The sequence below is a fragment of the Methylocella sp. CPCC 101449 genome (assembly GCF_031921685.1).
Classification (GTDB): domain Bacteria; phylum Pseudomonadota; class Alphaproteobacteria; order Rhizobiales; family Beijerinckiaceae; genus Terripilifer.
In genome coordinates this window covers 1,117,102-1,142,546 of sequence record NZ_JAPDHU010000002.1, presented here as the reverse complement: position 1 = coordinate 1,142,546, position 25,445 = coordinate 1,117,102, and the positions used below count along the sequence as shown (strand labels likewise).

General features: G+C 63.0%; 16 protein-coding genes. 7 read left to right on the top strand and 9 right to left on the bottom strand.

The genetic code is table 11. The features are described from left to right. Window positions 1-64: 64 nt before the first annotated feature. A complete protein-coding gene (locus OIM99_RS16190; RefSeq protein ID WP_311851470.1) occupies window positions 65-1,042 on the top strand; it encodes a glycerophosphodiester phosphodiesterase family protein in 978 nt (325 codons plus the stop codon). Between the two features lie 54 nt (window positions 1,043-1,096). Here OIM99_RS16190 and OIM99_RS16185 read toward each other — a convergent pair whose 3' ends face one another. Together OIM99_RS16185 and OIM99_RS16180 are read right to left on the bottom strand one after the other, a co-directional pair. Beyond that, window positions 1,097-1,891: a DsbA family protein gene (locus OIM99_RS16185; protein WP_311851469.1), complete on the bottom strand. Its 795-nt coding sequence runs from the start codon at window positions 1,889-1,891 to the stop codon at window positions 1,097-1,099. A 107-nt stretch (window positions 1,892-1,998) separates the two neighbouring features. Beyond that, window positions 1,999-3,327, bottom strand: a complete 1,329-nt coding sequence (locus OIM99_RS16180) for a M48 family metalloprotease (RefSeq protein WP_311851468.1) — start codon at window positions 3,325-3,327, stop codon at window positions 1,999-2,001. A 220-nt stretch (window positions 3,328-3,547) separates the two neighbouring features. On the opposite strand from OIM99_RS16180, the gene OIM99_RS16175 reads away from it, so the two are divergent. Continuing rightward, window positions 3,548-4,708, top strand: a complete 1,161-nt coding sequence (locus tag OIM99_RS16175; RefSeq protein ID WP_311851467.1) for an aminotransferase class I/II-fold pyridoxal phosphate-dependent enzyme — start codon at window positions 3,548-3,550, stop codon at window positions 4,706-4,708. Window positions 4,709-4,783: 75 nt separating this feature from the next. Here OIM99_RS16175 and OIM99_RS16170 read toward each other — a convergent pair whose 3' ends face one another. Further along, window positions 4,784-7,696, bottom strand: a complete 2,913-nt coding sequence (locus OIM99_RS16170; protein WP_311851466.1) for an Rne/Rng family ribonuclease — start codon at window positions 7,694-7,696, stop codon at window positions 4,784-4,786. Window positions 7,697-8,545: 849 nt separating this feature from the next. On the opposite strand from OIM99_RS16170, the gene OIM99_RS16165 reads away from it, so the two are divergent. The 4 genes from OIM99_RS16165 to OIM99_RS16150 all read left to right on the top strand — a co-directional run bounded on the left by OIM99_RS16165 (window position 8,546) and on the right by OIM99_RS16150 (window position 15,169). Continuing rightward, entirely contained in the window at window positions 8,546-9,778 is a 1,233-nt protein-coding gene (locus tag OIM99_RS16165) for an N-acetylmuramoyl-L-alanine amidase (RefSeq protein WP_311851465.1), read from the top strand. Between the two features lie 234 nt (window positions 9,779-10,012). After that, the gene (locus OIM99_RS16160) at window positions 10,013-12,421 is read left to right on the top strand and encodes a penicillin-binding protein 1A (protein WP_311851464.1); all 2,409 of its coding nucleotides are present in this window, start codon (window positions 10,013-10,015) and stop codon (window positions 12,419-12,421) included. Between the two features lie 131 nt (window positions 12,422-12,552). Continuing rightward, window positions 12,553-13,684, top strand: a protein-coding gene (gene prfB, locus OIM99_RS16155; protein WP_311851463.1) for a peptide chain release factor 2 whose coding sequence is annotated in 2 segments (ribosomal slippage) — window positions 12,553-12,621 and window positions 12,623-13,684 — 1,131 coding nt in all. Because the reading frame shifts where the segments join, the coding sequence is not laid out codon by codon here. A gap of 258 nt (window positions 13,685-13,942) precedes the next feature. Beyond that, window positions 13,943-15,169 (top strand): ABC transporter substrate-binding protein, encoded by a 1,227-nt coding sequence (locus OIM99_RS16150; protein ID WP_311851462.1) that lies wholly within the window; start codon window positions 13,943-13,945, stop codon window positions 15,167-15,169. A gap of 13 nt (window positions 15,170-15,182) precedes the next feature. Here OIM99_RS16150 and OIM99_RS16145 read toward each other — a convergent pair whose 3' ends face one another. The 4 genes from OIM99_RS16145 to bcp all read right to left on the bottom strand — a co-directional run bounded on the left by OIM99_RS16145 (window position 15,183) and on the right by bcp (window position 18,916). Further along, window positions 15,183-16,124: a DMT family transporter gene (locus OIM99_RS16145; protein WP_311851461.1), complete on the bottom strand. Its 942-nt coding sequence runs from the start codon at window positions 16,122-16,124 to the stop codon at window positions 15,183-15,185. 105 nt (window positions 16,125-16,229) lie between these two features. Continuing rightward, window positions 16,230-17,654, bottom strand: a complete 1,425-nt coding sequence (locus tag OIM99_RS16140) for a peptidoglycan DD-metalloendopeptidase family protein (RefSeq protein WP_311851460.1) — start codon at window positions 17,652-17,654, stop codon at window positions 16,230-16,232. A 114-nt stretch (window positions 17,655-17,768) separates the two neighbouring features. After that, window positions 17,769-18,323, bottom strand: a complete 555-nt coding sequence (locus OIM99_RS16135) for a manganese efflux pump MntP family protein (protein WP_311851459.1) — start codon at window positions 18,321-18,323, stop codon at window positions 17,769-17,771. A 119-nt stretch (window positions 18,324-18,442) separates the two neighbouring features. Then, the gene (gene bcp, locus OIM99_RS16130; protein ID WP_311851458.1) at window positions 18,443-18,916 is read right to left on the bottom strand and encodes a thioredoxin-dependent thiol peroxidase; all 474 of its coding nucleotides are present in this window, start codon (window positions 18,914-18,916) and stop codon (window positions 18,443-18,445) included. Window positions 18,917-19,070: 154 nt separating this feature from the next. Here bcp and OIM99_RS16125 point away from each other — a divergent pair, with 154 nt between their 5' ends. Further along, entirely contained in the window at window positions 19,071-22,550 is a 3,480-nt protein-coding gene (locus OIM99_RS16125; RefSeq protein WP_311851457.1) for a DUF3971 domain-containing protein, read from the top strand. Window positions 22,551-22,559: 9 nt separating this feature from the next. Here OIM99_RS16125 and tyrS read toward each other — a convergent pair whose 3' ends face one another. After that, window positions 22,560-23,822 carry a tyrosine--tRNA ligase gene (gene tyrS, locus OIM99_RS16120; protein WP_311851456.1) on the bottom strand — a complete coding sequence of 421 codons (1,263 nt, stop codon included), beginning with the start codon at window positions 23,820-23,822 and terminating at the stop codon, window positions 22,560-22,562. 92 nt (window positions 23,823-23,914) lie between these two features. Then, on the bottom strand, window positions 23,915-25,390 hold the full coding sequence (locus OIM99_RS16115; protein ID WP_311851454.1) for a DHA2 family efflux MFS transporter permease subunit: 1,476 nt from the start codon (window positions 25,388-25,390) through the stop codon (window positions 23,915-23,917). Between the last annotated feature and the right edge of the window lie 55 nt (window positions 25,391-25,445).

Below are 25,445 nucleotides of genomic sequence, written 5' to 3'. Positions count from 1 at the left end.
TTTCTCTTAATATTGCCGCATCGCTCGGGCATCTGCGTGGTCCCTGTCACGTGGTCACGAGTCGATGCGGAAAATTGGGCGTTGGGCAATCGCAGGCGTTATCGTTGGAACGCTGCTTTATCTCAATAATAGCTCGCTTTTGGCTTCGCGGCCGTCCGGTGATCCGGTGCTGCTCGCCCATCGCGGCATTTCCCAACAGTTCGATCGACGTGGAGTAGGGCGCGATACCTGTACGGCGAGCCGCATGCTGCCGCCGACCCATGCATTTCTGGAAAATACGATTGCCTCCATGCAGGCGAGTTTCGCTGCCGGGGCCGATATCGTCGAACTCGATGTTCATCCAACGACCGACGGGCAATTCGCCGTCTTCCACGATTGGACCATCGATTGCCGCACCGACGGTCAGGGTGTCACGCGCGAGAAGTCGATGGCGGAATTGAAGCGCCTCGACATCGGCTACGGCTATACGGCTGACGGTGGACAGACTTTTCCGTTTCGCGGCAAGTTCGTCGGCATGATGCCGAGTTTGCAGGAGGTGCTATCGGCTTTTCCCGGTCGCGCCTTCCTGATCAACATCAAGAGTAACGATCCGAAGGAAGGCGAATTGCTCGCCGAGGTGCTGAAAGGTCTGGCGCCGGGCGAGCGGAGCTCGTTGATGGTCTATGGCGGCGATCAGCCGATCGCCACGTTCCGGCAGCTCATGCCCGACACCAAAACGCTGTCGCGGGCCGCTTTGAAGAGCTGTCTCTATTCTTATCTCGCCTATGGCTGGACCGGCATCGTGCCGAAGAGCTGCACCGACATGATTGTCTTCGTGCCGGCCAACTGGGCGCCTTGGCTGTGGGGCTGGCCGGACCGCTTTCTCAATCGCATGGCCAGTGTGAACAGTGCGGTCTTCCTGATCGGCCCCTATCACGGCGGCGATTATTCGACCGGCATCGACACAAAAGAACAAGCGCTCGCTCTGCCGAAGCGCTATTCCGGCGGCGTCATGACCAATGAAATCGAGCTGATCGCGCCGCTGATCAAACCTCAAAAATGACAATCCCCGGAGCAGGGCTCCGGGGACATGGAATTCGGCTCGTCGCTGGGCCGATCAGATGCAGTCGGTCTTGCCGCATTTGCGCAGGTTGCTGATCTTGTCCTGCAGCTTTTCGGCACCGACGGCGCCGACGACGATTTCCGAGCCGACGATATAGGACGGCGTCCCGTTGAGGCCGAGGGTCTCGGCGATGTTCATGACTTCGCCGAGGCCGGCCCGGACGTCCGCGCCAGCCATGTCGGCTTGCAGTTTGTCGAGATCGGCACCGGCCTCCTCGGCGACGGCGAGCGCCTGCGCCTTGCCGACCGGGCCACGGCTGCCACCGAGAAGTTTCTGGTGGAACTCCCAATATTTGGCGGGATCGATCTGTTTCTTGAGGGCCATGGCAACCTGGGCGGCCTCGACGGAGCCAGGTCCAAGAACCGGAAATTCTTTAAGGATAATACGTAGATCCGGGTTATCCTTCATCAATTGCGAGAGATCGTTGAGGGCGCGTTTGCAGTAGCCGCAATTGTAATCGAAGAATTCCACGAGCTGGATCTTACCGTCCGGATTGCCCAGCACGGTTTGATACTTGGACTGGAAAATCTGCGGGCTGAGCTTGGCGACCGATTCCTGCTTGCGGGTCTCTTCCTGCGCCTGGGTGTGCCGCTCCATTTCCTCGAGCGCCAGGCGCATCACATCCGGGTTTTTCAGCAGGTAGTCCTTGATGATGGCCTCGACCTGCGCCCGTTCAGTCGTCGGCGTGACGACGCTGGGGCTGCGGGCGAGAATGCCGACGCCGAAGGCAAGCAGGGCGACGACCGCGAAGGCGGCGATCTTACCGGCGGTCGAATCGAGAAAACGCATGTCCACATCCAGAAAGAGGGCTTTGACCTTAAGCTATAGGCCGAAAGCGGCTGAATCGCGAACGCCGGCGAGACACTTTGGCGTGAATTGCCGCAATTCGGGCGGCTTCAATCCTTCGGCGGGCGATATTCGAGGATGTCGTCGGCCTTCAGCCAGCCGGGCGAATTCTCCTTGAACTGCCGTTTGGCTCGATCGGCCTGGGTGCGGGCCTCGACGAATTTGCCGGCCAGGAACAGGCCTTGGGCGGCGCTCAGCATGGCATTGGCCTGGTCGCCCTTGCGCTCATAAGCCATGGAGAGGAATTGGAAGGCGTCGGCGTTGTCGTCTTCCTCCTGGGTGACGCGGGTGAGAATCTTGATCGCATCATTGGCGTAGGTCGGATTGTTGGTCGCCACATAGGCATGGCCGAGCATGACGCGGATCGACACGCCGCGCGGCGCCAGCGCTGCGGCTCTGCGCAGCGGCTCGATCGCCTGGCCGGCGCGCCCGGCCTCGAGCAGGGTCTGGCCTTTCAATTCGTGAAAGTAAGCATTGTTTGGCTGGGTCGCGATCAAAGCGTCGATCTGCGCCAGCGCATCGGGCAGGCGGCCGTTGCGATAGGCGGCGACGGCGCGGGCATAGCGGGCGGCCAGCGACGTATCGCTCAAAGGATAGCGCCGGCCGGTCTCGGCCGTATTGCCGACGAAGGCGATGACCTTGGCGCGCACCAGATCATGCCGGGCCTGCAGGGCCGGATTTTCCGGCTTGTCGAAATTGGGGCTGCGGCGCGCTTGTTCCTGCAAATTGGAAATGCGCTCGGCCGGCAGCGGATGCGACAGCAGATAGGGATCGAGCGCCTGTGACTTGAACAGCATTTCGTTTTGAAAGCGCTCCAAGGTCGTCAGCAGGCCCTTCGGCGATTGGCCACTGGCGTTGAGATATTTGACGGCGGCGATGTCGGCCGCCTGTTCCTCGCCGCGCTGATAGGAGAGCAGGGCGCGGCGCACCATTTCCTGGGGGCCGAGAATGGCGCCCATGGCGCCGCCGGAGTCGACGCCAACCTGGCGGTTGCGCGCCGTGCCGACCACGGCGCCGGCGCCGAGCAGCATGCCGGCCACCGCATAGATCTGCGCATTGGCCAATTCGAGGCGCTGGCGCACCAGATGGCCACCGGCGATATGGCCGGTCTCATGGGCAATCACGCCGATCAGCTCGCTCGGCGTCTTGGCTTCCATGATCGTGCCGAGATTGATGAAAATCTTGCGGCCGTTGGCGACGAAAGCGTTGAAGGCACGGTCCTGCACCAGGATGATCCGCGTCGCGCCCGCATTGACGCCGGCCGCCTTGAAGATCGGCGTGGCATAGTCGCGCATCAATTGCTCGGTTTCGGCGTCGCGCACGATGATCTGGCTGGAACTTTGCGCCAGTGCCGGCCGGCCGATCGTCTGGCCTGCCATGATCAAGGCGCAACCGATCAGCGCTAGGCGCCTCGCGCGATACGCGCTAGGGCTGCGCCGCGCGGGTGATTTCGATGGGTTTGGCATCGGCACGTCCGGATTTGGTTGGTCCGGCAGGCGGGTCATTGGCAGCTCTTGGGCAATTCTGGGACGTATTTCGGTTTAGCTAAGGCAAGGTAGTATGGCGACAGAACGGCGGCAGGGACAAGAGCGGTCTGGGATGCGGAATGAAGCTGCGTTGCGCAGCCGGGTGGCGCCGTTTCTGGCGATGGAAGTGTTCAAGGAGGCCGCAGCCCTCGAAAGTGCCGGGCGGCGTATCATCCGGATGGAGACGGGCGAGCCGTCGGCCCCGGCGCCCCGCATGGTCCGCGAGGCGGCGATCCAGGCGCTGCAAAATGGCCGCATCGGCTATACGCAATCGCTGGGCCTGCCGTCGCTGCGCGCCCGCATCGCCCGGCATTACCAGGAGGCCTATGGCGTTCACGTGCCTATGGAGCGGGTGGCGGTGACGACGGGCTCTTCCGGTGGTTTCATTCTGGCGTTTTTGTCACTGTTCGATGCCGGCGCGCGTGTGGCCGTTGCCGCGCCCGGCTATCCGGCCTATCGCAATATTCTGGAAGCCATCGATGTCGAGGTGGTGACGCTCGAAACCACGGCGCGGGACCGTCACGTGGTGACGGCGGCCATGATCGAGGCGGCGCATGCGCAGCGGCCGCTCGATGGCGTGCTGCTGATGAGCCCGGCCAATCCGACGGGCACGATGATGAGCGATGCGGCGTTGGCCGAGATCAGCGCCACCTGCCAGCGGCTCGGCATCGCCTTCGTTTCCGATGAAATCTACCACGGCCTGACCTACGAGAGGACGGCGCAGACGGCGCTCGCCTTCTCCGATCAGGCCGTCATCGTCAATTCTTTCTCCAAATATTATTGCATGACCGGCTGGCGCATCGGCTGGCTGGTATTGCCGGACTGGCTGATCCGTTCGGTCGAACGGTTGTCGCAGAGCTTCGCCATTTCGCCGCCGACCTTGAGTCAGATCGCCGCTGAGAAAGCTTTCGACGCGCTCGAGGATCTCGAAACCGTCAAGGCCGGCTATGCCCGCAACCGCGCCTTGCTGATCAGGGAATTGCCGCGCATCGGCCTCGGCGATTTCCATCCCGCCGACGGCGCCTTCTATCTCTATTGCAACGTCAGCCGCTTCACCAATGACTCGCTTGATTTCTGCAAGCGGATGCTCAGCGAAGCGGGCGTGGCGGCGACGCCGGGCGTTGATTTCGACCGCGAGCATGGATCAAGCGCCGTGCGCTTTTCCTTCGCCGGCGCGCATGACGATATCGTCGAAGCGCTTGAGCGCTTGCAGCGCTGGTTGCCGACGTCATGAAAAGACAAAGCCGGGCGTGAGCCCGGCTTTTCTAATAGTTGAAGCGATTGGGCGAAATCGCCTTCGCGATTTGCCCTAGCTGCCGCTCAGGGTCGACTTGGCGCGCTGCCACCAGCCGCCGCGCTTTTGTTGCGGGGCGGGGGCCTCGGGCAGCAATTCGACTTCGCGATGCGCCGGCTTGGCTTCTTCCGGCGCAATCTCTTCGGCAGCGACTTCCTTGACGGCGATCGGGGCCGACGGCTGTTCCGCCTCGTGATGGGTGTGCACCGGCTCGGTCGGGGCCAGCGAAGCCGGGCTTACATCATGCACGGCTTCGAGATGATGCGTCTCGGTCTCGCCCGCGGCATAGGGCGCGAATTCGGGCTCGGGCTGGCCATCGTCGGTTTTCACCCACGAGCCTTCCTGGGCACGGCGCGGTTCGTACTCGTCGCCGTCGTTGTTGCGCGGCAGGCCATAGGGGCCACGGCGATTGTTCCGGCGCGTCCGGCGGCGTCCACGTCCTTCGCGATTCTCGCGGCCCTCGCGCTCCTCGCCATTGACGGTTTCGCCGTTTTCATCGGCGGCCTCGGCCTCCGTTTCGCCATTGAAGGGCGCTTCGAAGCCCGCCGCGGCGGCCAGGCCTTCGTCGGAAGGCTGTGGTGCGGACGGATCGATGCCGGAGGATTCGCGGTTGCGGCCACGACGGCGGCGGCGACGGCGACGGCCGCCTTCCTGTTCGCCGTCCGAACGGGCTTCCTGCGGGCTCTCGCTCTGCTCGTCGCTTTCGTCTTCTTCAATCTCCTCGCCTTCGACATCATAGGGCGAGATCGAGTCGACGCGCACCAGTTGGCGTGGCGCGGCGGGCACGGGCGTGGCCGTTGCCGGCTCGCCGCGTTCGAGCGCGTGATAGACCGAACCCGACAGGGTGTCGTCGGCGAGTACGGTGATCGCGACGCCGAAACGCTCTTCCAGCTCGCGCAGATGGGCGCGCTTCTGGTTGAGGATGTAGAGGGCGACGACGCTGCGCGTCTTCACCGTCATATTGTGGGAGGCGTTGCGGATCAGCGCATCTTCCAGAACGCGCAGCACGTGTAGGGCGATCGACGAGGTCGAGCGCACCGTGCCGGCGCCGGCGCAATGCGGGCAGACGACGCTGGAGCCTTCGAGCACGCCAGGGCGCATGCGCTGGCGCGACATTTCCAACAGGCCGAAATGCGAGATGCGGCCAACCTGGATGCGGGCACGGTCGGCCTTCAGCGCTTCCTTCAGACGCCGTTCGACGGTGCGGTTGTTGCGGTGCTCCTCCATGTCGATGAAGTCGACGACGATGAGCCCGGCAAGGTCGCGCAGACGCAGTTGCCGCGCCACTTCGTCGGCTGCTTCGACATTGGTGCGAAGCGCCGTGTCCTCGATATTGTGCTCGCGGGTGGAGCGGCCCGAGTTCACGTCGATGGCGACGAGCGCTTCGGTCGAATTGATGACGATATAGCCGCCTGACTTCAGGGTGACCTGGGTCGAGAACATGCCATCGAGCTGCTGTTCGACGCCATATTTGGCGAAGAGGGGCTGCGGCTCGTTCCACAGGCGCACGTTGCGCACGTGGCTTGGCATCAACATGCCCATGAAGCTGCGCGCTTCCTCGAAGCCGGCGTCGCCCGAGACGGTGATGTCGTCTATGTCTTTATTGAAGAGGTCGCGGATCGAACGCTTGATCAGCGAGCCTTCCTCGTAGACGAGGCTGGGGGCCGTGGATTCGAGCGTCAGTTCGCGCACCGATTCCCACATGCGCAGCAGATATTCGAAGTCGCGGCGCACTTCCTGCTTGGTGCGCGAGGCGCCAGCCGTGCGCAGGATCACGCCCATGCCTTCCGGCACGTCGAGTTCTTGGGCGATTTCCTTGAGGCGCTTGCGATCTTCGCCGTCGGTGATCTTGCGGGAGATGCCGCCACCGCGTGCCGTGTTCGGCATCAGCACCGAATAGCGGCCGGCGAGCGACAGATACGTGGTCAGGGCCGCGCCCTTGTTGCCGCGCTCTTCCTTGACGACCTGGACGAGCAGAACCTGGCGGCGGCGGATGACTTCCTGAATCTTGTACTGGCGACGGCTGCGGGCGGCCCGGCGCGGCATTTCTTCCAGCGCATCGCCGCCGAGCATTTCGACATGCTCTTCTTCTTCGTCCTCGCCGGCGCCGTCCTCGTCGTCCTCATCCTCGTCGTCGGAGGCGCCTTCGGCATGGTCGCCGTCTTGATCTTCACCGACCTGATCTTGGTCGCTCTGGCTTTCGTCGGCGTCGCCTCGGCGGGCTTCGACCGCCTCGCCGTCGGGCGTACCATCATGGGCGGCTTCCGTCGCGGCCGGAGCCTGCTCAGCCTGCGGCTCGGCCGTTTTCTCGGCGGCCTGCAGGGCTTCGATCGGTTCAGGTGCGCTGACTTCCGATCCTTCGATCAGGCGCGCCGGCTCTTCGACGACGGCAGCCTGGTGCTCGTCCTCGCCGTGATGGGGCAGGAAGTCCGCGTCGGGCTGTTCGGCCGGAATGTCGAGAGCGGCCTCACCGTTCTCGCCATTGGCTTGCAATGCGCCGTCTTGCAGTTCGTTCTCTTGCAGTTCGCCGGACACGGTCTCGTCGCCATGGGCGGCGCGACGTTCCGAGCGATCGCGGCCACGCCGGTTGCGGCGGCTGCGGCGGTTGGAGCGGGGTTCTTCGTCTTCCTCTTCGCTGTGCTGGCGGGCTTCCTCTTCGAGGAGCGCCTGCCGATCGGCGACGGGGATTTGATAATAGTCCGGATGGATTTCCGAAAAGGCGAGGAAGCCATGGCGGTTGCCGCCATATTCGACAAAGGCCGCCTGTAGGGACGGTTCGACCCGTGTCACCTTGGCGAGATAGATATTGCCTCTGAGCGGTTTCTTATTGGCTGCCTCGAAATCGAAATCCTCGATGCGGTTACCACGCAGCACCACAACCCGGGTCTCCTCCGGGTGCGATGCATCTATAAGCATCTTGTTGGCCATAGGGGTCTCTTGTGACTCTGTCTTGAGGGGCCCGCGACGGCGGCGACGCGGAAAATCCGCGTGCTGATGCGCGCTCCGCCGCGAGGCGGGGCGAGGGCGTCGGAGCCGGATGGATGGAAAAAGCTGTTAATGTCGGGACAAGGTCGATCGCGTTCCGCAGCGAGGCCGGCGATGGCCGGTCGGTGACGGGACGGAGCGAATTCATGGGGGAGGGAGCGGCGCGTCTAATGACGCGACCGGGATCGCCTCTCCGGGGAAAGGTCGTTGCCTGGATGTTTCGTCTGCGCTGTCCGGGCCTCTCGCCCTTCGCGTGACGGATCATTGCCTACTCACCTGTGCACATCAGCGTGCGCCGGCGCCGGATGGGCCGGAATGCCTGACCGCGGGCCACATGACCATTCAAGTGGCAGCCGCGCCGGAGTTGAAACCGTCTCATGCAAACCCCGTAAAACTCGGGAGGCACTTCGACTGGACCGCGACGCCCCTCCTGGGTGCGCCGTCAGGCTGGCCCGCGTCCGGCAGGCAATTGATACATATGACGGTTGTGAGAGTCTGACAAGTTTCCTGACGACTGTGGCGAAAGAGCCACAGAGTTTGGTAACCGCGTGCGTCCTCGTTACCGGGCGTTAACCCCTGCGCGACTATGGCTTACAAGAGATTAATACCGGTCACACTTGGCGGATTCCGGGCCAAATGCGTTCCAGCACTGCATTTTTTCATGAAGGTTCCCGTCGGGCCAGCCGGTCCGCGGTCCTGGCGTTGACCCTGTTCGCGGGCTGTCTTTATCCGGCGGCGGGGCAGCAGGGGAGCGAAACGCCCCGAAACCTCTCCACAGCCACGGTCAAGCCTGTGGGAACGCCCATTGTCACGGCGGCGCGGATCGTGCGCCAGGACGACCTGACACGGTTGGTTTTCGATATTTCCGAGCCGGTTACGCCCCGTGCCTTCGTCATGAGCGGGCCAAACCGGGTGATTCTCGATCTTCCGGAGGTCGCTTTTCAGATCGACCCGTCGGTTGGGCAGCTCAAAACCAGTCGTGGCCGACCGGGAAGCCATGGGCTGGTTTCGTCGTTTCGCTTTGGCCGATTGGCAGCGGGCAAGGCGCGGGTGATCATCGATTTGACCGATCCGGCGCGGATTGTGCGGGCCGAAACAGAGGCTTATGACGAAGGCGGCCAGCGGTTGGTGGTCGAGCTGGCACGCACCGACGCGGAAAGCTTCGCCCAGGCGGCGCGCGATTCGGTGCAGGATGTGGCGGCGCCGCAGCCATTGCGCGTGGAAACCGATGCCGCCAAGCAGATTGCCGCCGGCGCCAAACCGGTGGTGGTGATCGATCCGGGACATGGCGGTATCGACACCGGCGCTATCCGGCCGGGGGTGCCTATCGAAAAAGACCTGGTTCTCGATTTCTCGCGGACGCTGGCCGAGCAACTGCGCAAGACCGAGCGTTATCAGGTGGTTTTGACCCGCGACGAGGATATTTTCGTGCCGCTGGGCGAGCGGGTGCGCATTGCCCAGATGGCGCAAGCGCAGCTTTTGGTTTCGGTGCATGCCGATACGATGCGGGCGCCGGGCGTTTCCGGCGCCACCGTCTATACGGTTTCTGAAAGGGCATCAGACCGTTATGCGGCGAAGCTCGCGGAACAGGAGAACCTGGCCGACCAGATTGCCGGCTTTGACGTCAAAGGCGATGAAACCAGCGGCGTCACCGACATTCTGTTCGATCTGACGCGGCGCGAAACGCGGGCCTATAGCCATCTGTTCGCCCGCACCTTGATGTCGGTGTGGAAGGAGGCGGGCAATCTCAACAAGAATCCGATGCGTTCGGCCGGCTTCCACGTGCTGAAAGCCCCGGATGTGCCTTCCGTTCTGCTCGAAATCGGCTATCTGTCGAGCGCCCATGATGCGGCGCAGATGCGTACGCCCGAGTGGCGGGAAAAGGCGGCCAGCGCCGTCGCGCGCTCGATCGATTCGTTTTTCGAGCCACGGTTGCGCGGGCGCACCGCCAGTGCAGTTCCGCAAGCGGAACAGGCAAGAGACGAGAATGCTGTGGCGGCGCCCGTTGCAGCGGCCGATAAGTGATGTAATAAGCGGTATTGTATTGCGTTTGCCCTTTGGTTTTTTGCGGCCTCGCCGCCAAATGAACACAAAATGACGCGAGTGGTCTTCCGGCGGATGTCTTGCCGCGGGTGGTCTCGCGGATGACCTTTGGCCGAGAAGGCCTTGTTTGAGTTAAGGTCATGGTGAAGGCATAGAGTCCCGCTGGCCCGGCGAAGCCGGCTGATTTCCGAAAGCGGTTGCGGAGCGACGATCAGGATGCGCGGTATTGGCAGGTTTTTCGGGTTTCTGTTTGCCACCGGCGCGATTCTATTCGTGCTGGGCGCGGCTGCGGCTGGCATGTTGATCTGGGGGTACGAGAAGGACCTGCCGGACTACACCCAACTGCGTAATTACGAACCCCCGGTGATGACCCGCGTGCATGCGGGCGACGGCAGTATCTTGGCCGAATATTCGCGCGAGCGCCGTCTGTTCCTGCCGATCCAGGCGATCCCGCCGCTGGTCAAGAACGCTTTCATCGCGGCCGAAGACAAGAATTTCTACAGCCACTCAGGTATCGATCCTGAAGGTATCGTCCGCGCCGCCGTCATCCTGATTCAGGGCAATCGCAGCGTGCAGGGCGCCTCGACCATCACGCAGCAGGTCGCCAAGAACTTCCTTTTGACCAACGAGCGCACGTTCGAGCGTAAGATCCGCGAAATGCTGCTCTCGTTCCGGATCGAGGCGGCTTATTCGAAGGACAAGATCCTCGAGCTCTACCTCAATCAGATCTATCTCGGCCTGGGTAACTACGGCGTCGCCGCCGCGGCGCTGAACTACTATGGCAAGTCGGTCAACGAACTGACGCTGTCGGAAGCCGCTTATCTCGCGGCGCTGCCGAAGGCACCCAGCACGCTGCATCCATTCCGCAATCGCGACGCGGCGATCGCGCGCCGCAATTACGTGCTCGACCGTATGGCCGCCGACGGCATGGTCAAACCGGCCGATGCGGAGAAGGCGCGTAAGGAGCCGCTCAACGTCAATCCGCGCTTCCTGTCGCCGAATCATTATGTCGCCGGCTTCTTCGCCGAAGACGTGCGGCGCGAACTGCTCGATCGCTACGGCGAAAAGAAACTCTACGAGGGCGGCCTCTCGGTCCGCACCACGCTCGACCCGCAGATGCAGGTACAGGCGCGTAAAGCTTTGACCGACGGTCTTGTGCGCTTCGACGAAGCCCAGGGCTATCGCGGCGCCATGCGCGTCATCAGCGTCAACACGGGCGACTGGGGTCCGGCGCTGGCAGAAATTCCGGCGTTGGGTGATATCAAGCCCTGGCGCCTGGCCGTCGTGCTCGACGTGTCCGATGGTTCCGCCCGCATCGGTCTGCAGCCGCCGCGCGAGTCTTCGGGCGAAGTCAGCCGCACCCGCGAGACGGGTTTGATCACCAACGACGGCGTCAAGTGGACGCGCCGCAGCAGCGTGCGCGCCGCGCTGTCGCCGGGCGACGTGATTTATGCCGAGCCGATGAGCGATCGTCCGGGGCAGTTCCGCCTGCGCCAGATTCCGGATGTCTCCGGTGCCATGGTGGCCATGGATCCCTACACGGGCCGTGTGCTCGCCATGGTGGGCGGCTTCTCTTACGATCAGTCGGAATTCAACCGCGCGTCGCAGGCCTATCGCCAACCGGGCTCGTCGTTCAAGCCGTTCGTCTATTCGACGGCGCTCGACAACGGCTATACGCCTTCGTCGATCATTCAGGACGCGCCGATCGAAATCGATCAGGGCAATGGTGAAGTGTGGCGGCCGGAAAACTACGGCGGCTCGACCAACTACGGCCCGCACACCCTGCGCTACGGCATCGAACATTCGCGCAATCTGATGACCGTGCGTCTGGCGCGCGACGTCGGCATGCCGCTGATCGCCGAATATGCCAAGCGGTTCGGCGTCTATGACGACATGCTGCCGGTGCTCGCCATGTCGCTGGGCGCCGGTGAAACCACCGTGCTGCGCATGGTCACCGCCTATTCGATGTTCGCCAACGGCGGCAAACGCATCCGCGCATCGCTGATCGACCGCATTCAGGATCGCTGGGGCCGCACGATCTATCGTCACGACCAGCGTGTCTGCCAGGGCTGCGACGCCGAAGGCTGGGACAATCAAGCTGAGCCGCGCCTGATCGACAAGCGCGAGCAGGTGCTCGATCCGCTGACCGCCTATCAGATCACCTCGATGATGGAAGGCGTCGTGCAGCGCGGTACCGCGCAAATCCTGAAGGCCCTTGGCCGCCGCTTTGCCGGCAAGACCGGTACGACCAACGATGCGAAGGACGTGTGGTTCGTCGGCTTCTCGCCGGATCTCGCGGTGGGCGTCTACATGGGTTACGACCGGCCGCGCTCGCTCGGCAATTCGGCGACCGCCGGCCAATATGCGGTGCCGATCTTCCGGGATTTCATGGCGCAGGCGCTCAAGGGCAAGCCGGACATTCCGTTCCGCGTGCCGCCGGGTATCAAGCTGATCTCCATCGATCCGCGCTCGGGCCTGCGTTCGTCGGGGGCCGGCTCGATCCTCGAAGGCTTCAAGCCGGGCACCGCGCCGCCGGACTATATCGCGGGCGACGGCATCTCGCGCGCCTCGACCTCGCCGGCTTCGGACCGCTCGATCGGCTCGGGCACGGGCGGCCTTTACTGACCCACGTCTATCAGCGCGAACGGCGCGGCAAAGTCGCGTTTCTAGTGAAACGCGATTTGCCGTAGGTTTACACTTGCGGCGGTCGTCGATATGACGACCGCAGTTTTTCACTCGTAATTGAGAGCACTTTCATGCGCGCGGAGGCGGAAGCCCTCGTTGAACAGATCAAGCAGTCGGTGGGACTGCTGAGGAGGCATCTTTGACGTCGAGACAGCCACGCGCCGCCTCGCGGAACTGAATGCAAAGGTTGAAGACCCGTCGCTCTGGAACGATCCGGATGCGGCGCAGAAGATCATGCGCGAGCGCACCGAACTCGAGGAGCGCCTGAATGCGCTGTCGCGGTTCGAACGCGATCTCGAAGATGCCATCACGCTCGTCGAACTCGGCGAATCCGAGAATGACGCCGACACCGAGAAAGAGGGTGTCGTCAGCTTGAAGGCGCTGCTGGCGGAGGCCGAGCGGCGGCAGATCGAGACCCTGCTGTCAGGCGAGGCCGATGCCAACGACAGCTATCTCGAAATCCATTCGGGCGCTGGTGGTACGGAGAGCTGCGACTGGGCGCGCATGCTGTTGCGCATGTACACGCGCTGGGCTGAGCGGCGGAAATACAAGGTCGAGCTGATCGAAGAGACGCCGGGCGACGAGGCCGGCATCAAGTCGGCGACCTTGCTGATCAAGGGCCACAATGCCCATGGCTGGCTGAAGACGGAATCGGGTGTGCATCGTCTCGTACGCATTTCGCCGTTCGATTCCAACGCGCGCCGGCACACGAGTTTCGCCTCCGCCTGGGTCTATCCGGTCATCGACGACAAGATCGACATTCAGGTGAACGAAAGCGATTGCCGCATCGACACCTATCGTTCGTCGGGCGCCGGCGGTCAGCACGTCAACACGACCGACTCGGCGGTGCGCATCACGCATATTCCGACGGGTATCGTCGTGGCCTGTCAGATGGAGCGTTCGCAGCACAAGAACCGCGCCACGGCTTGGAACATGCTGCGCGCGCGCCTCTATGAGCGCGAGCTGGAAATCCGCGAAGCCGCTGCCAATGCGCAGGAATCGGCCAAGACCGATATCGGCTGGGGCCATCAGATCCGCAGCTATGTGTTGCAGCCCTATCAGATGGTGAAGGACCTGCGCACCGGCCATGTCTCGGGCACGCCCGACGACGTGCTCGACGGCGACCTCGACGACTTCATGGAAGCCTCCTTGGCGCAGCGCGTCTATGGCGGCGGTCCGGACGAAGTGGCCGACGTCGACTAGAGCAAATTGCGTTTCGATAGAAACGCAATTTTGCCTAGGCTCTTTGTTTTAACGCGTCTTTGTGGCGTTTGCCGATTCCGTCAAACTGCAAAACGCTATAAGCTGATCGATGAAGATGTTGAATGGCGTCGCGATTGTCGCGGCGCCATATCCGTTCTCAACATCCCTTCTATCGGAACGCGATTTAGATTCGCGGCGTTGACGCTGCTCCGCAATTGTGCGGAAATCCTCTTGAGCCATTTCGGTTGGGAGGATCGAATGTTGGCAAAGCATCTCTTTTCAAAGCATCTGTTGTTTTGCGGGGCCTGTGTCGCGGCGCTGATGTCGCAGGCTGCCCAAGTCTCCGCGCAGGTCTCCGATGACATCGTGAAGATCGGCGTATTGACCGACATGACGGGACCGTCGGCCAGCGCGAATGGACCGGGCTCGGCGGCCGCGGCACAGATGGCCATCGACGATTTCGGTGGCAAGGTGCTTGGCAAGCCGATCGCTCTCATCACCGGCGATACACAGAACAAGCCCGACATTGGCGCCGGCATTGCACGGCGTTGGTACGATACCGAGCAAGTCGATGTGATCCTCGACGTGCCCGTCTCGGCGGTCGGACTGGCGGTGCAGAACATCGCCAACGACAAGAAGAAACTCTTCATCACGCATGCGACAGGCACCGCGGATTTTCACGGAAAATACTGTTCGCCTTATGCGATCCAATGGGTGTTTGACACGCATGCGCTCGCCGTCGGCACGGCACAGGAAGTGGTCAAGCGCGGCGGCGATACGTGGTTTTTCATCACCGATGACTATGCCTTCGGCCATTCGCTGGAGCGCGATGCTTCCGAGGTGATCGTCAAGAACGGCGGCAAAGTTTTAGGGTCCGTTCGTCCGCCGTTCGCGACCTCCGATCCCTCATCCTTCATCTTGCAGGCGCAGGCGTCCAAGGCAAAGATCATCGGCATTGCCGGTGGTCCGCCCAACAACATCAATGAGATTAAGGCAGCGAGCGAGTTTGGCGTTTTCCAGGGCGGGCAATCCCTTGCGGGCCTTTTGGTTTTGATCACGGATGTTCATGCGTTGGGCCTTCAGGCAGCGCAGGGGCTGTTGCTGACGACGTCGTTCTACTGGGACATGGACGACAAGACGCGGGAATGGTCGAAGCGCTATTTCGCCAAGATGAAGCAGATGCCGACCATGTGGCAGGCCGGCGTGTATTCGGCCACCATGCACTATCTCAACGCGGTTCAGGCCACGGGCTCCGATGAGGCTTTGAAGATCACAGCGAAAATGCGTGAGGCGCCGATCGAAGACGCTTTCGCGCGCCACGGCAAGCTGCGCGCCGACAATCTCATGGTGCACGATCTCGTGCTGGTGCAGGTCAAGTCGCCGGCCGAAAGCAAATATCCGTGGGATTATTATAAGGTGCTGACGACCATTCCAGGCGAACAGGCCTTTGGTCCCCCCAATCCGGAATGTTCACTGGTGCGATGACGCGCGAGGCGCTTCAGCGCGCCTTGCTGTCGCGCGAGGCGATCCACACGCCGGCGAGAATCAAAGCGCAGCCGATGATGTGGAACCAGCGCAGATGTTCGCCGAGAATGCTCGTCGCCAGCACCGCGCCGTAAAAGGGGATGAGGTGCAAGAAGACGGCGGCGCGTGAAGCGCCGATCGCTTCCTGGCCGCGGTTCCAGAAGACGTAAGCCAAGGTGCCCGAGAACAGCGTGACATAGGCCATCACGCTGAAGGTCAGCCAGGTGAACTGGATTTCCAGGCCGCGCACATGTTCCCAGATGGCGAAGGGCGCCATCGACAGACCGCCAAGCAGCGCGACGCAGAAGACGAAGGTCATCGGATGCACGGGCGGGCGCAAGCGCAGGCACGTGCAATAGGCGGCCCAGATACCCATGTTCGCCACCAGGATGACGTCACCCCAGTTGAACTCGACCGATTGCAGCACTTCAAGACTGCCGCGGCTGACGATGAGCATCACGCCGATGAAAGAGACGACGATGCCGGCATAGTTGATGGCGGCCAGACGGTCGCGGAACAAGACGGCGCCAGCCGCCGCGATCATCGGCGGCGCGAAGGAATTGAAGATCGAGGCGTTGAGCGCCGAGGTGTAGTTGAGCGCCACATATTGCAGCGTCGAGAATACGCCGCCGCCAAACACGCAGAGCGGCACGACGACCTTCCAGCTCTTCTTGAGCATCGGCCAATCAGCGATGACCTGCTTGCCGACGAACGGCCACAGGATCAGAGCGCCGAGCAGCCAGCGGCCGCTGGCCATCGTCACCGGTGGAATATGGCCGGCACCGGCTTTGCCGGCGATGTGATTGCCGCTCCAGAACAGGCCCGCGATCGCCAGGTACAGATAGGGGCTCGTGACGATGCGCCACCACAGGCTGGGCGCCGCAACGTCTGGCGAAGGATCGGTCTGGGCAGTCATGGCATCTCCTCGCCTGATCCATGCGTGGTTTTTAGGCAGGGAGCAATGAGGCTGATCGCAGGGCGGGGTTTACCGCAGAGCAGGACCCCTCAACGTCGCTTTGTTTCAACGCTGTGCAAAGAATTGCGCCCCGGCCTTGAGAAAACGGACGGGATCGACGGGTTCGTCGTCGATGCGCACTTCATAATGGAGATGCGCACCGGTCGAGCGGCCGGTGGAGCCGAGCCGGCCGACGACGGCGCCAGCCGCGATTTGCTGGCCTTCGGATACGAGGATCGTCGACATATGGGCGTAACGGGTTGTCACTCCATGGCCGTGATCGATCTCGACCATATTGCCATAGCCGCCGGTCCAGGCGGCATTGGTGACTTTGCCGGCGGCGGTGGCGACCACGGGCGAGCCATAGGGTTCGCGCAGGTCGACGCCGGTGTGCATGGCGGCACGGCCCAGGAAGGGATCGCTGCGGGCGCCGAAATTGGAGGTGACATCGGTGACGGAAGACAGCGGCTTGCGCAGTGGAATATAGGGCAGGGCCTGGCGCAGGCGCTCGGCGAGCAGAACTTGATCTTGCAGGCGAGCGACTTCGCGCTCGAAGGGCGAGCCGTTGCTATCGGCCTTCAGCGGCACGAAGGGGCCGCCGACGGCGGGAGCTTCGTTGGCGGCCATTTTCCGTGGCGGGGCAAAGCGATCGAGCGAGACGCCGGCCGAGGTGAGGGCCGTGCGCAACTGCGTCGTCTTTCGCTGCGCGCTCGAGGCGATCTGGCCGACGGAGCGGATTTGCAAATGCTCGACACGATCGAGCTTGGCGGTGATTTCGGCGAGATGCAGCGCCAAGGGGACAGCCGAACGGTCGCTCGGGCGCAGGATGTCGGAGGCATCGGAGGTCTTGCCGGAGCGTAGCGGCATCTCGTCAGCAACGGGTTCTGGTCTGGGCTTCTGCGGGGCGATGGACCGCTCAAGCGCCTGCAGGGCTGGCGCGTCGCGAGTTTCGAGTGGCGCGAAAGCCGGTGCCTGAACGAAGCCGCCGCCCACGGCCTGTCGGTTCTTGCCATTGGTCGAACGGCCGATCGACGGCAGGGGCAGGCTGGCGGTCGCGCTCGCTTCGATGCCGGCGCTTTCGGCCAGATTGGCGACGACCACGGCGCGGTTTTCGAGCTGCGACTGGCGGGCGACGAGTTCATGTACGCGATTCTCGATCGAATCCTGATCGAGCAATTGCCGCGAGGCCATGCGGTCGACATGGGCGCGCATGGCGGCGAGCCGATCCTCATAAGCCGCCTGCATTTCGGCCTGACGGGTCATCAGTGCCTGCAACATGCGGTCATGGAAAATGGAATAGGCGGCGGAGCCGATGGTCAGAAGGGCGACCAATGGGACGATCCCGCCGACGAAATAGAGAGCCCACGGCCGCACGGCGACGCATTTGATGTCGTCCCCGCGCGCCAGTGTCAGGAAGTAGCGGGAGGATAGACGAGGCTTGGGCGGGGCAGTCTTAGGAGCCGTCTTGGGGAACGTTTCGCGCAAAGACATCAACCAAACTCCGGCGCTCAACAAAGCGCGATCAGCGAGTTTGATTAGACATTGTTAGGGTTAATTTTTGAGAAACGGGCCTAAAACAAGGGATTAGCGAGGGGCCTAGATCGTTTAGGCCATCAGGTGGGTGAACAGGATGTTGCCGCCGATGGCGATCAGGCCGAAACCGCCCAGGCGTTCGGCCCAGGCGCCGGCGCGGCGACCGATCTCACGGCCGAGATGCAGGCCGATCCAGGTCATGGCGAAGGTGACGAAGCCGATCGCGAGCAAGGTCAAGGCGATATTGGTCTCGACCAAAGCCAAGGTAACGCCGACGGCGGTGGCGTCGACGCTGGTGCCGAGCGCGGTCGCGAAGACGGCGGCGACCGACAGGGGCACCGCGACACTGGTCGGGGTTTCGGGCTTGAAGCTCATCCAGATCATGCGCAGGCCCAGGACGCCGAGAATGCCGAAGGCGATCCAGTGGTCGATGCTTTCGATGGTGCCGGCGAACTGGCGGCCAAGCAGATAGCCGATGAGCGGCGCCAGCGCTTCGAGCACGCCGAAGCTCGCGGCGATGCCGGTGGTGCGTACGATCGACATTTTCGGCGCGCGCGCGCCGTTGGCGACCGAGGCGGCGAAAGCGTCCGTGGAGAGGCTGAAAGCGAGGAGGGCTGTCTGCAACATGATGCGTCGAGGCCTACGCCTCGAACGCAAAATAAGCAAGTAAAAACAAATAGATGAAGCGTTTACTGCATGTTGTAGCGAGAGCTACGCATTCATGCCAAACCTCCGGACGGGTGCTCTTAGCCGAGCGCCTTGGCGGCGGTTAGCACCTCCTTGGCATGACCATCTACTTTCACTTTCCGCCAGATGCGGGCGATCTTGCCCTTACTATCAATCAAAAAGGTGGAACGTTCGACGCCCATATATTTGCGGCCGTACATGCTCTTTTCCGTCCACACGCCGTAGGCTTCGAGCATGGTCTTGTCCTCGTCGGACAAGAGCACAATGCCAAGATCATGCTTGGCCTTGAACTTGTCGTGGCTCTTCACCGAATCGGGGGACACGCCGATCACTTCGGCGTCGGCCTTGGCGAAGTCCTTCTTCATGCCGGAGAAATCGATCGCCTCGCGGGTGCAGCCGCTGGTGTCGTCCTTGGGATAGAAATAGAGCACGACCTTCTTGCCGGCGAGGGACTTGAGCGAGACCTTGCCGCCACCGTCGCTGGCCAGGTTGAAAGCCGGGGCTTTGTCGCCCTCCTGTAATGCTGCTGTCATTTCGCCATCCTTTCGCTCAACTGAGCTTGCACATGGGCGGGAAGCTAGCGAACCCCTCGTGTCAGGTCCATGCCAGACAAATGCAGGATCAGGGTACGAATCGTGGCGAATTCCTTTATCTTCGCAGTAAGCCGCAACCGAGAGACGAGAGCTATTGTCTGAACAGGCGAACACCGCCACTGCCAGCGATGTCGCTCCTGCGAACCCGGTGCGCTGCGCGCGGCCGAGTCTGGCGCGGCGCTGCGTGGTGTTCTGTGCCGGTTTGGTCACCTTGCTCGTCGTTCTCGTTCTGGGCGCGGGCGGCTATTTCTACTGGCGGCTGAGCCAGGGCCCGATCCAGGTCGAGTGGCTGGCGGGGCGCATTCAAGATGAGATGAATGCGCGGCTGCCGGCCGGCTATGCCGTCGAACTCGGCAATACGGTCATCGAGAGCAGCGACACCGGGCCGGTCCTCTCGGTCAATCGCCTGGAATTGCGTGGCCCGGATGGCGGCCTGGCGGTGAGTGCGCCACGCGCCACGGTGTCGATCGACCCGCTACGACTGGCCAGCGGCGAAGCGCGGCCGCGCCGCCTCGATCTCTATGACCTCAATCTGCGCTTGGCCGTGCTCAGCGATGGCACGGTGGCGCTGTCGGCCGGCGAGAAGGAAATCGTCCTGCCGGCGAAACCGCCGACCATGGACGATCCGGCCCTGACGACGCCGCAGGCGCGTCTGGTTTCGGTCGTCGCGCATATCATCGCGGCGGCGACGGCCGGCGCCTCGCCGTTGGGCGATCTCGAACATGCCGGCATCGTTGGCGGTCACATGGTCTTCGAAGATCAGCGCACCGGCGTGAAGAATCGATTCAACAACCTCTCCTTGTCTTTTGATAAGTCGAGCGAAGGTGCCGATCTGCAAGTCAGCGCTGAAGACGGGCCGCGGCAGCGCGAAGTGCGCATCAAGGCCGCCGGCTTCAGCGGCGACGGTGTCGATGGGGCCGCGCGCCTCGAGATGGCGATGCGCGATATCTCGCTCGATGACATCGCTTTAGCTGCGGGCCTGCGCGATCTGCCTTTCGATTTCGACATGCCGCTTTCGGGCAAGGCGCGTTTCGCCATCGGCAAGGATGGCGCGCTTTACGAGGCGACGGGTGAATATCAGACCGGCGGCGGCTTCTTCGTGCTGCAGCACCCCGATCATGAGCCGATCCCGGTGAGCGCGATCAATGGATCCTTCGCCTGGCAGCCGGATCAACAGAACTTTGCCTTGACCGGCACGCGCTTTCTCGCTGGCGGCACCAAACTGGGCTTCTCCGGAACGGTCTTCCCGCCGAAGCCCGGCGAAGACGCTTGGCGCGCCAATGTCGACATTGCGCCCGGCCAGTTCGGTCCCGAGCGGCCGAAGGAAACCGACATCGTCATTGAGCGGGGCCAGTTGGCGCTCACCGTCAATCCAGCCGCGCAGACATGGTCGATCGATCAGTTCAATGTCTCCGGGCCGGCGCTCTCGATGGTGCTCACCGCCCAGGGGGGCTGGCGGGAAGGCGAGCATCGGCTGGCGCTCTCCGCCGACATGCAGAAGACGCCGGTGCGCACGGTCATGCGGCTGTGGCCGACGTTCGCGGCGCCGGAAACGCGCACCTTTCTGCTGCAACATTTAATCGGCGGCCAACTCGATACGGGTTCGGTGCGCGTCAATCTCGATCCGGATGCGATGGAAGCCTTGCGTGCCGGCCATCCCGTGCCCGAACAGGCCTTGAACGTCGAGTTCACCGTCTCCGACGGCGTGTTCGATTATCTGACTGGCGCACCGCCGTTGTCGCGCCTCGTGGGAAGCGGCCGCGTCACCGGCAAGAGCACGTCGTTCGCCGCGAACCAGGGACAGGTCGATCTGGCGCAGGGCCGCAAGCTGACACTCAATTCGGCGAAGTTCGAGATTCCCGATCAGACCAAATGGGTTTTTCCCGCCTCGGTGAACCTGCAATATAGCGGCACCGTCGATGCCGTCATGGATTTCATTTCGCGCGATGCGCTGAAATCCTACGGTGGCGTGCCGATCGATCCCGCCACGATCAAGGGACAAGTCGATGGCAAGGCGGTGATCGACATGCGCCTGGGGCACGAGGCGCCAGGCGGCGATCCTGAGATCCGCGTCTGGCAACAGGTCAGCAATCTCACTATCGATAAGTTCGTTGGCAAAGAGCGGCTGGATCAAGGCACGCTGACGGTCACGGCCGACAGCAAGGGCATGACGGCTTCCGGACAAGGCCGCCTCTTCGGCACGACCGCGAAGATCGATATGCGCCAGGCCAATCGCGGAGCAGCGGAAGCGACGGTGTCCTTCGTGCTCGACGACGCTGCCCGGGCCAAGCAGGGATGGTCCACCGATGCCTATCTCTCGGGGCCTGTGGGTGTGCGTTTGACCGCCTTGCTCGGTCAAAGCGACAAGCAACGCGGCAGCGTCGAACTCGACTTGCAGAAGACCGCGATCAATCTGCCGATCCCCGGTGTCGGCAAGCCGGCGGGGCGTGCCTCCAAGGCGACCTTCACGCTCACGGGCGATCAGGACAAGATTCAACTGCAGCAACTGGCCTTCGATGGCGGCACGTTCTCGGCGCAAGGCCAGATCGATCTCGATGGCGGCGGCAGCTTCCAGGGTGCCCGCCTGAGCCAGATCAAGCTTTCGCCGGGCGATGACATGCGCGCCGACATTCAGCTTGGTGACGACGGTCTCAAGATCGTCGCGCGTGGCAATGTCTTCGATGCACGGCCCTTATTGCAGCAGGCCAACGAAGGGCAGGGGCGCAGCAGCGGCGGCGTCGATCTCGATCTCAAGGCAGGGCTGGTGACCGGCTATAACGGTCAGTCGCTCGCCAATGTCGATCTGCGGCTGATCCGCAAGGGCAACACGCTGCGCGATCTCAAGATGACGGCCCGCTCCGGCCGCGCGCCCGTGACGGTCGGCATGAGCCGCGACGAAGGCGAGCCGCAGGTGACCGTGCGGACCAATGACGGTGGCTCCTTGCTGTCCTTCTTCGACTACTACAAGCGCATGGAGGGCGGTCAGCTCACGCTCGTCACGCAAGGTTTTGGCGAGAATGTCGCCGGGGCGCTGTCGGTGCGCGATTTCGTTCTGCGCAACGAACCGGCTCTCGGCCGCCTGTTGCAGGAAGGCGTGCCGCAGCGCGGTGAGGAACGGGCGGCGCAGCTCGATGCGAGTGCCGTCGGCTTCAACCGCCTCGCTGTCACCTTCCGCAAGAACGACGGGCGCATCGACGTTCGCGAAGCGATTATCAACGGTCCCTCGATCGGCATGACGCTGGAAGGCATGATCGACTATCCGCGTAATCGCGTGAACATGAGCGGCACGTTCGTGCCGGCCTATGGCGTCAACAATCTGTTCTCGAAAGTGCCGCTGTTCGGACCGCTGCTCGGCGGCGGCACGAACGAAGGTCTGTTCGGCGTCAACTTTCGCGTGTCGGGGCCGGCCAGCGCGCCGACCCTCAACATCAATCCGCTGTCGGCAATCGCGCCCGGGTTCATCCGCAAGATCTTCGGCGCCATCGAGGGATCGCAGACGCCGGCACCGCCAGCCGCTGTGCCGCAGCGTTCGCGCCAGCCGTCCATGCCGATGTCGATCACGCCCGGGCAGTGACGGGCGTGTTTACTCCGGCCGCAGCAGGACGTGCTTCTTCTTGCCGAGCGACAGTTTGACGGCGCCGTTGACGAGCTGATCGCGCGTCAGGACCGCGCGTTCATCGCTGACGGCCACGTCGTTGACGCGCAGGCCGCCCGCCTTGATCTGGCGGCGCGCTTCGCCGGTGGAGGCGACGAGGCCGGCCTTCACGAAAGCTGTCAGCACACCAACGCCCGCGTCGAACTCTGCCGCAGAGATCGTGACAGTCGGCAGCGTATCGGCGGCGACGCCTTCTTCAAACGTCTTGCGTGCCGTCTCGGCTGCCTGTTCGGCGGCGTCGCGGCCGTGCATCAAGGCGGTCGCTTCGTTGGCGAGGATTTTCTTGGCCTCGTTGATCTCGGCGCCCCCGAGTTTTTCGAGGCGCGCGATCTCGTCGAGCGGCAGGTCGGTGAACAGGCGCATGAAGCGGCCGACGTCGCCGTCTTCGGTGTTGCGCCAGTATTGCCAGTAGTCATAGGGGCTCAGCATGTCGCCGTTGAGCCAGACGGCGCCAGAAGCGGTCTTGCCCATTTTGGCGCCCGACGCCGTGGTCAGAAGCGGCGCGGTGAGCGCATAGAGCTGCGGCGTGCCCATGCGGCGGCCGAGATCGATGCCGGTGACGATATTGCCCCACTGGTCCGAACCGCCCATCTGCAGGATGCAGCCGTAGCGCCGGTTCAGTTCGACGAAGTCATAGGCTTGCAGGCACATGTAGTTGAATTCGATGAACGACAGTTCCTGGTCGCGTTCGAGGCGCATGGCGACGGAATCCATCGACAGCATGCGGTTGACCGAGAAGTGGCGACCGACATCGCGCAGGAAGTCGATGTAGTTGAGCGCCGTCAGCCATTCCGCATTGTCGGACATGTAGGCGTCGGTCTTGCCCTCGCCGAAGGTCAGGAAACGGGAGAAGGTCTTGCGGATCTCGGCCTTGTTGGCGTCGATGGTCTCGATCGGCAGAAGCTTGCGGCTTTCGTCCTTGCCCGAGGGGTCGCCGACGCGGGTGGTGCCGCCGCCCATCAAGGGGATCGGCTTGCCGGCGCCGGTCTTCTGCAACCAGTGCATCATCATGGTCGGCAGCAGATGGCCGATGTGCAGGGAGGGGGCCGTGCAGTCATAGCCGACATAGGTGATGAGTTCGCCTGCCTTCGCCTTTTCGTCGACGCCCGCGAAATCCGAGCACTGGTGCACGTAGCCGCGCTCCAGCAGAACGGAGAGAAAATCGGATTTCGGGCGGAATTCGGCGGACATGGGAACCTCTTTGGCGCTCACTTTCAAAGATTAGCGCGCGAATGCGGGTGTTTAGGCGGCAAAAGGCCCGAGTGCAATGGTGTTGGCGCGGCTCAGGCCGGGGTGGGGGCAGGGGTCGATGCTGGCGTTGGCGCGGGGTTCGGCGCCTGCGCCGCCGGCTGATCCCGGTCGGCGGGGAGGTGCCGTTTCGAGGGGCCGGCGAGGCCCTCGCCGGCATCGGGCGGCAGCCGCAGGTAGATCACGATCGACAACAGCATCAGCACACCCAACCCCAGGAAGGCGGGGGCGAAAATATCCGGGGTGAGGGCGCTTTCGCCGCGGGCGAACTGGGTCATTTCCACGAAGATGGCGCCAAGTGCGATCCCGCCGGAGGCGGCGATCTGCTGGCTGGTGGCGTTGATGCCGGTGGCATTGCTCATGCGGGCGCTATCGACGTCGGAGAAAACCAGGCCGTTGAGCGTGGTGAACTGCAGGGATCGGAAGAAACCGCCGACAAGGAAAATCGACAGCAGGATCACATGCGGCGTCGCCGGGGTGAACAGCGCGTTGACGGCGAATGTGGCGGCGCAGACGATGCCGTTGACGATGAGCGTGTTGCGGAAGCCGAAGGTGCGCAGCACCCAGCCCGAGGCGACCTTCATGAACAGGGCGCCGATGGCGCTGACGAAAGTCAGCAGGCCGGAATGAAACGGCGACAGGCCAAAGCCCAGTTGCAGCATCAGCGGCAGGAGGAAGGGCACCGCGCCCATGCAGAGGCGGAAAATAGTGCCGCCGAGGATGGCGCGGCGAAACGTGACCAGTTGGAACAGGCTGAGGTCGAGCAGTGGATTGGGATGGGTGCGGGCGTGGCGGACGTAAAGGCCAAGAAAGCCGAGGCCGGCCAGCACCAGCAGGATGTTGGGACCGGCGGAGATGAAATGGCCGCCGGCGAGCGAGAAGCCGAAGACGACGCCAGTGAAGCCCAATCCGGTGAGAATGAAGCCCTTGAAGTCGAAATCGCCGGGCTTCTCCTCGCGCACGTCGGCGATGTACTTCGTCACCAGGATCGCCCCGAGGATGGCGATGGGAACGTTGATGAAGAAAATCCAGCGCCAGTGGAAATAAGTGGAGATGAAGCCGCCGACCGGGGGCCCGAGCATCGGCCCGACCATGGCGGGAAAGGTCAGCCAGGTGAACGCCTCGATCATCTGTGAGCGCGGCACCGAGCGCAGCACGATGAGCCGTCCCACAGGCGTCATCATCGAGCCGCCTATCCCCTGGATGACGCGGCATACGACCAATTGCTCCAGCGATTGCGACAGCCCGGACAGGATCGAACCGACGATGAAAATGACGAGCGCGACCCGGAAGACGTTGCGGGCGCCGAAACGATCGGCAACCCAGCCGCTGGCTGGAATGAACACCGCCAGGGACAGCATGTAGGACGTCATCGCCAGCTTCAGGGACAGGGGGCTGGTCCCCAGATCGGCGGCGATCAGCGGCAAGGACGTTGAGATGACCGTGCTGTCGAGATTCTCCATGAGCAGCGCCGAGGCCACGATAAGCGCGGTGAGTAGGCTGCGGTCCAAAACGGAGAATCCTCAATGTCGGCACTGTAATGCGCCGGCACATTAGACCGCTGTG

Coding starts and splice junctions, on each gene's coding strand:
- OIM99_RS16135 (WP_311851459.1), bottom strand. CDS start 18,323: ATGTTGCAGACAGCCCTCCTCGCTTTCAGCCTCTCCACGGACGCTTTC.
- OIM99_RS16180 (WP_311851468.1), bottom strand. CDS start 3,327: ATGGCAGGCCAGACGATCGGCCGGCCGGCACTGGCGCAAAGTTCCAGC.
- OIM99_RS16150 (WP_311851462.1), top strand. CDS start 13,943: ATGTTGGCAAAGCATCTCTTTTCAAAGCATCTGTTGTTTTGCGGGGCC.
- OIM99_RS16140 (WP_311851460.1), bottom strand. CDS start 17,654: ATGTCTTTGCGCGAAACGTTCCCCAAGACGGCTCCTAAGACTGCCCCG.
- OIM99_RS16175 (WP_311851467.1), top strand. CDS start 3,548: ATGCGGAATGAAGCTGCGTTGCGCAGCCGGGTGGCGCCGTTTCTGGCG.
- OIM99_RS16185 (WP_311851469.1), bottom strand. CDS start 1,891: ATGCGTTTTCTCGATTCGACCGCCGGTAAGATCGCCGCCTTCGCGGTC.
- OIM99_RS16170 (WP_311851466.1), bottom strand. CDS start 7,696: ATGGCCAACAAGATGCTTATAGATGCATCGCACCCGGAGGAGACCCGG.
- OIM99_RS16160 (WP_311851464.1), top strand. CDS start 10,013: ATGCGCGGTATTGGCAGGTTTTTCGGGTTTCTGTTTGCCACCGGCGCG.
- OIM99_RS16190 (WP_311851470.1), top strand. CDS start 65: ATGCGGAAAATTGGGCGTTGGGCAATCGCAGGCGTTATCGTTGGAACG.
- tyrS (WP_311851456.1), bottom strand. CDS start 23,822: ATGTCCGCCGAATTCCGCCCGAAATCCGATTTTCTCTCCGTTCTGCTG.
- OIM99_RS16145 (WP_311851461.1), bottom strand. CDS start 16,124: ATGACTGCCCAGACCGATCCTTCGCCAGACGTTGCGGCGCCCAGCCTG.
- bcp (WP_311851458.1), bottom strand. CDS start 18,916: ATGACAGCAGCATTACAGGAGGGCGACAAAGCCCCGGCTTTCAACCTG.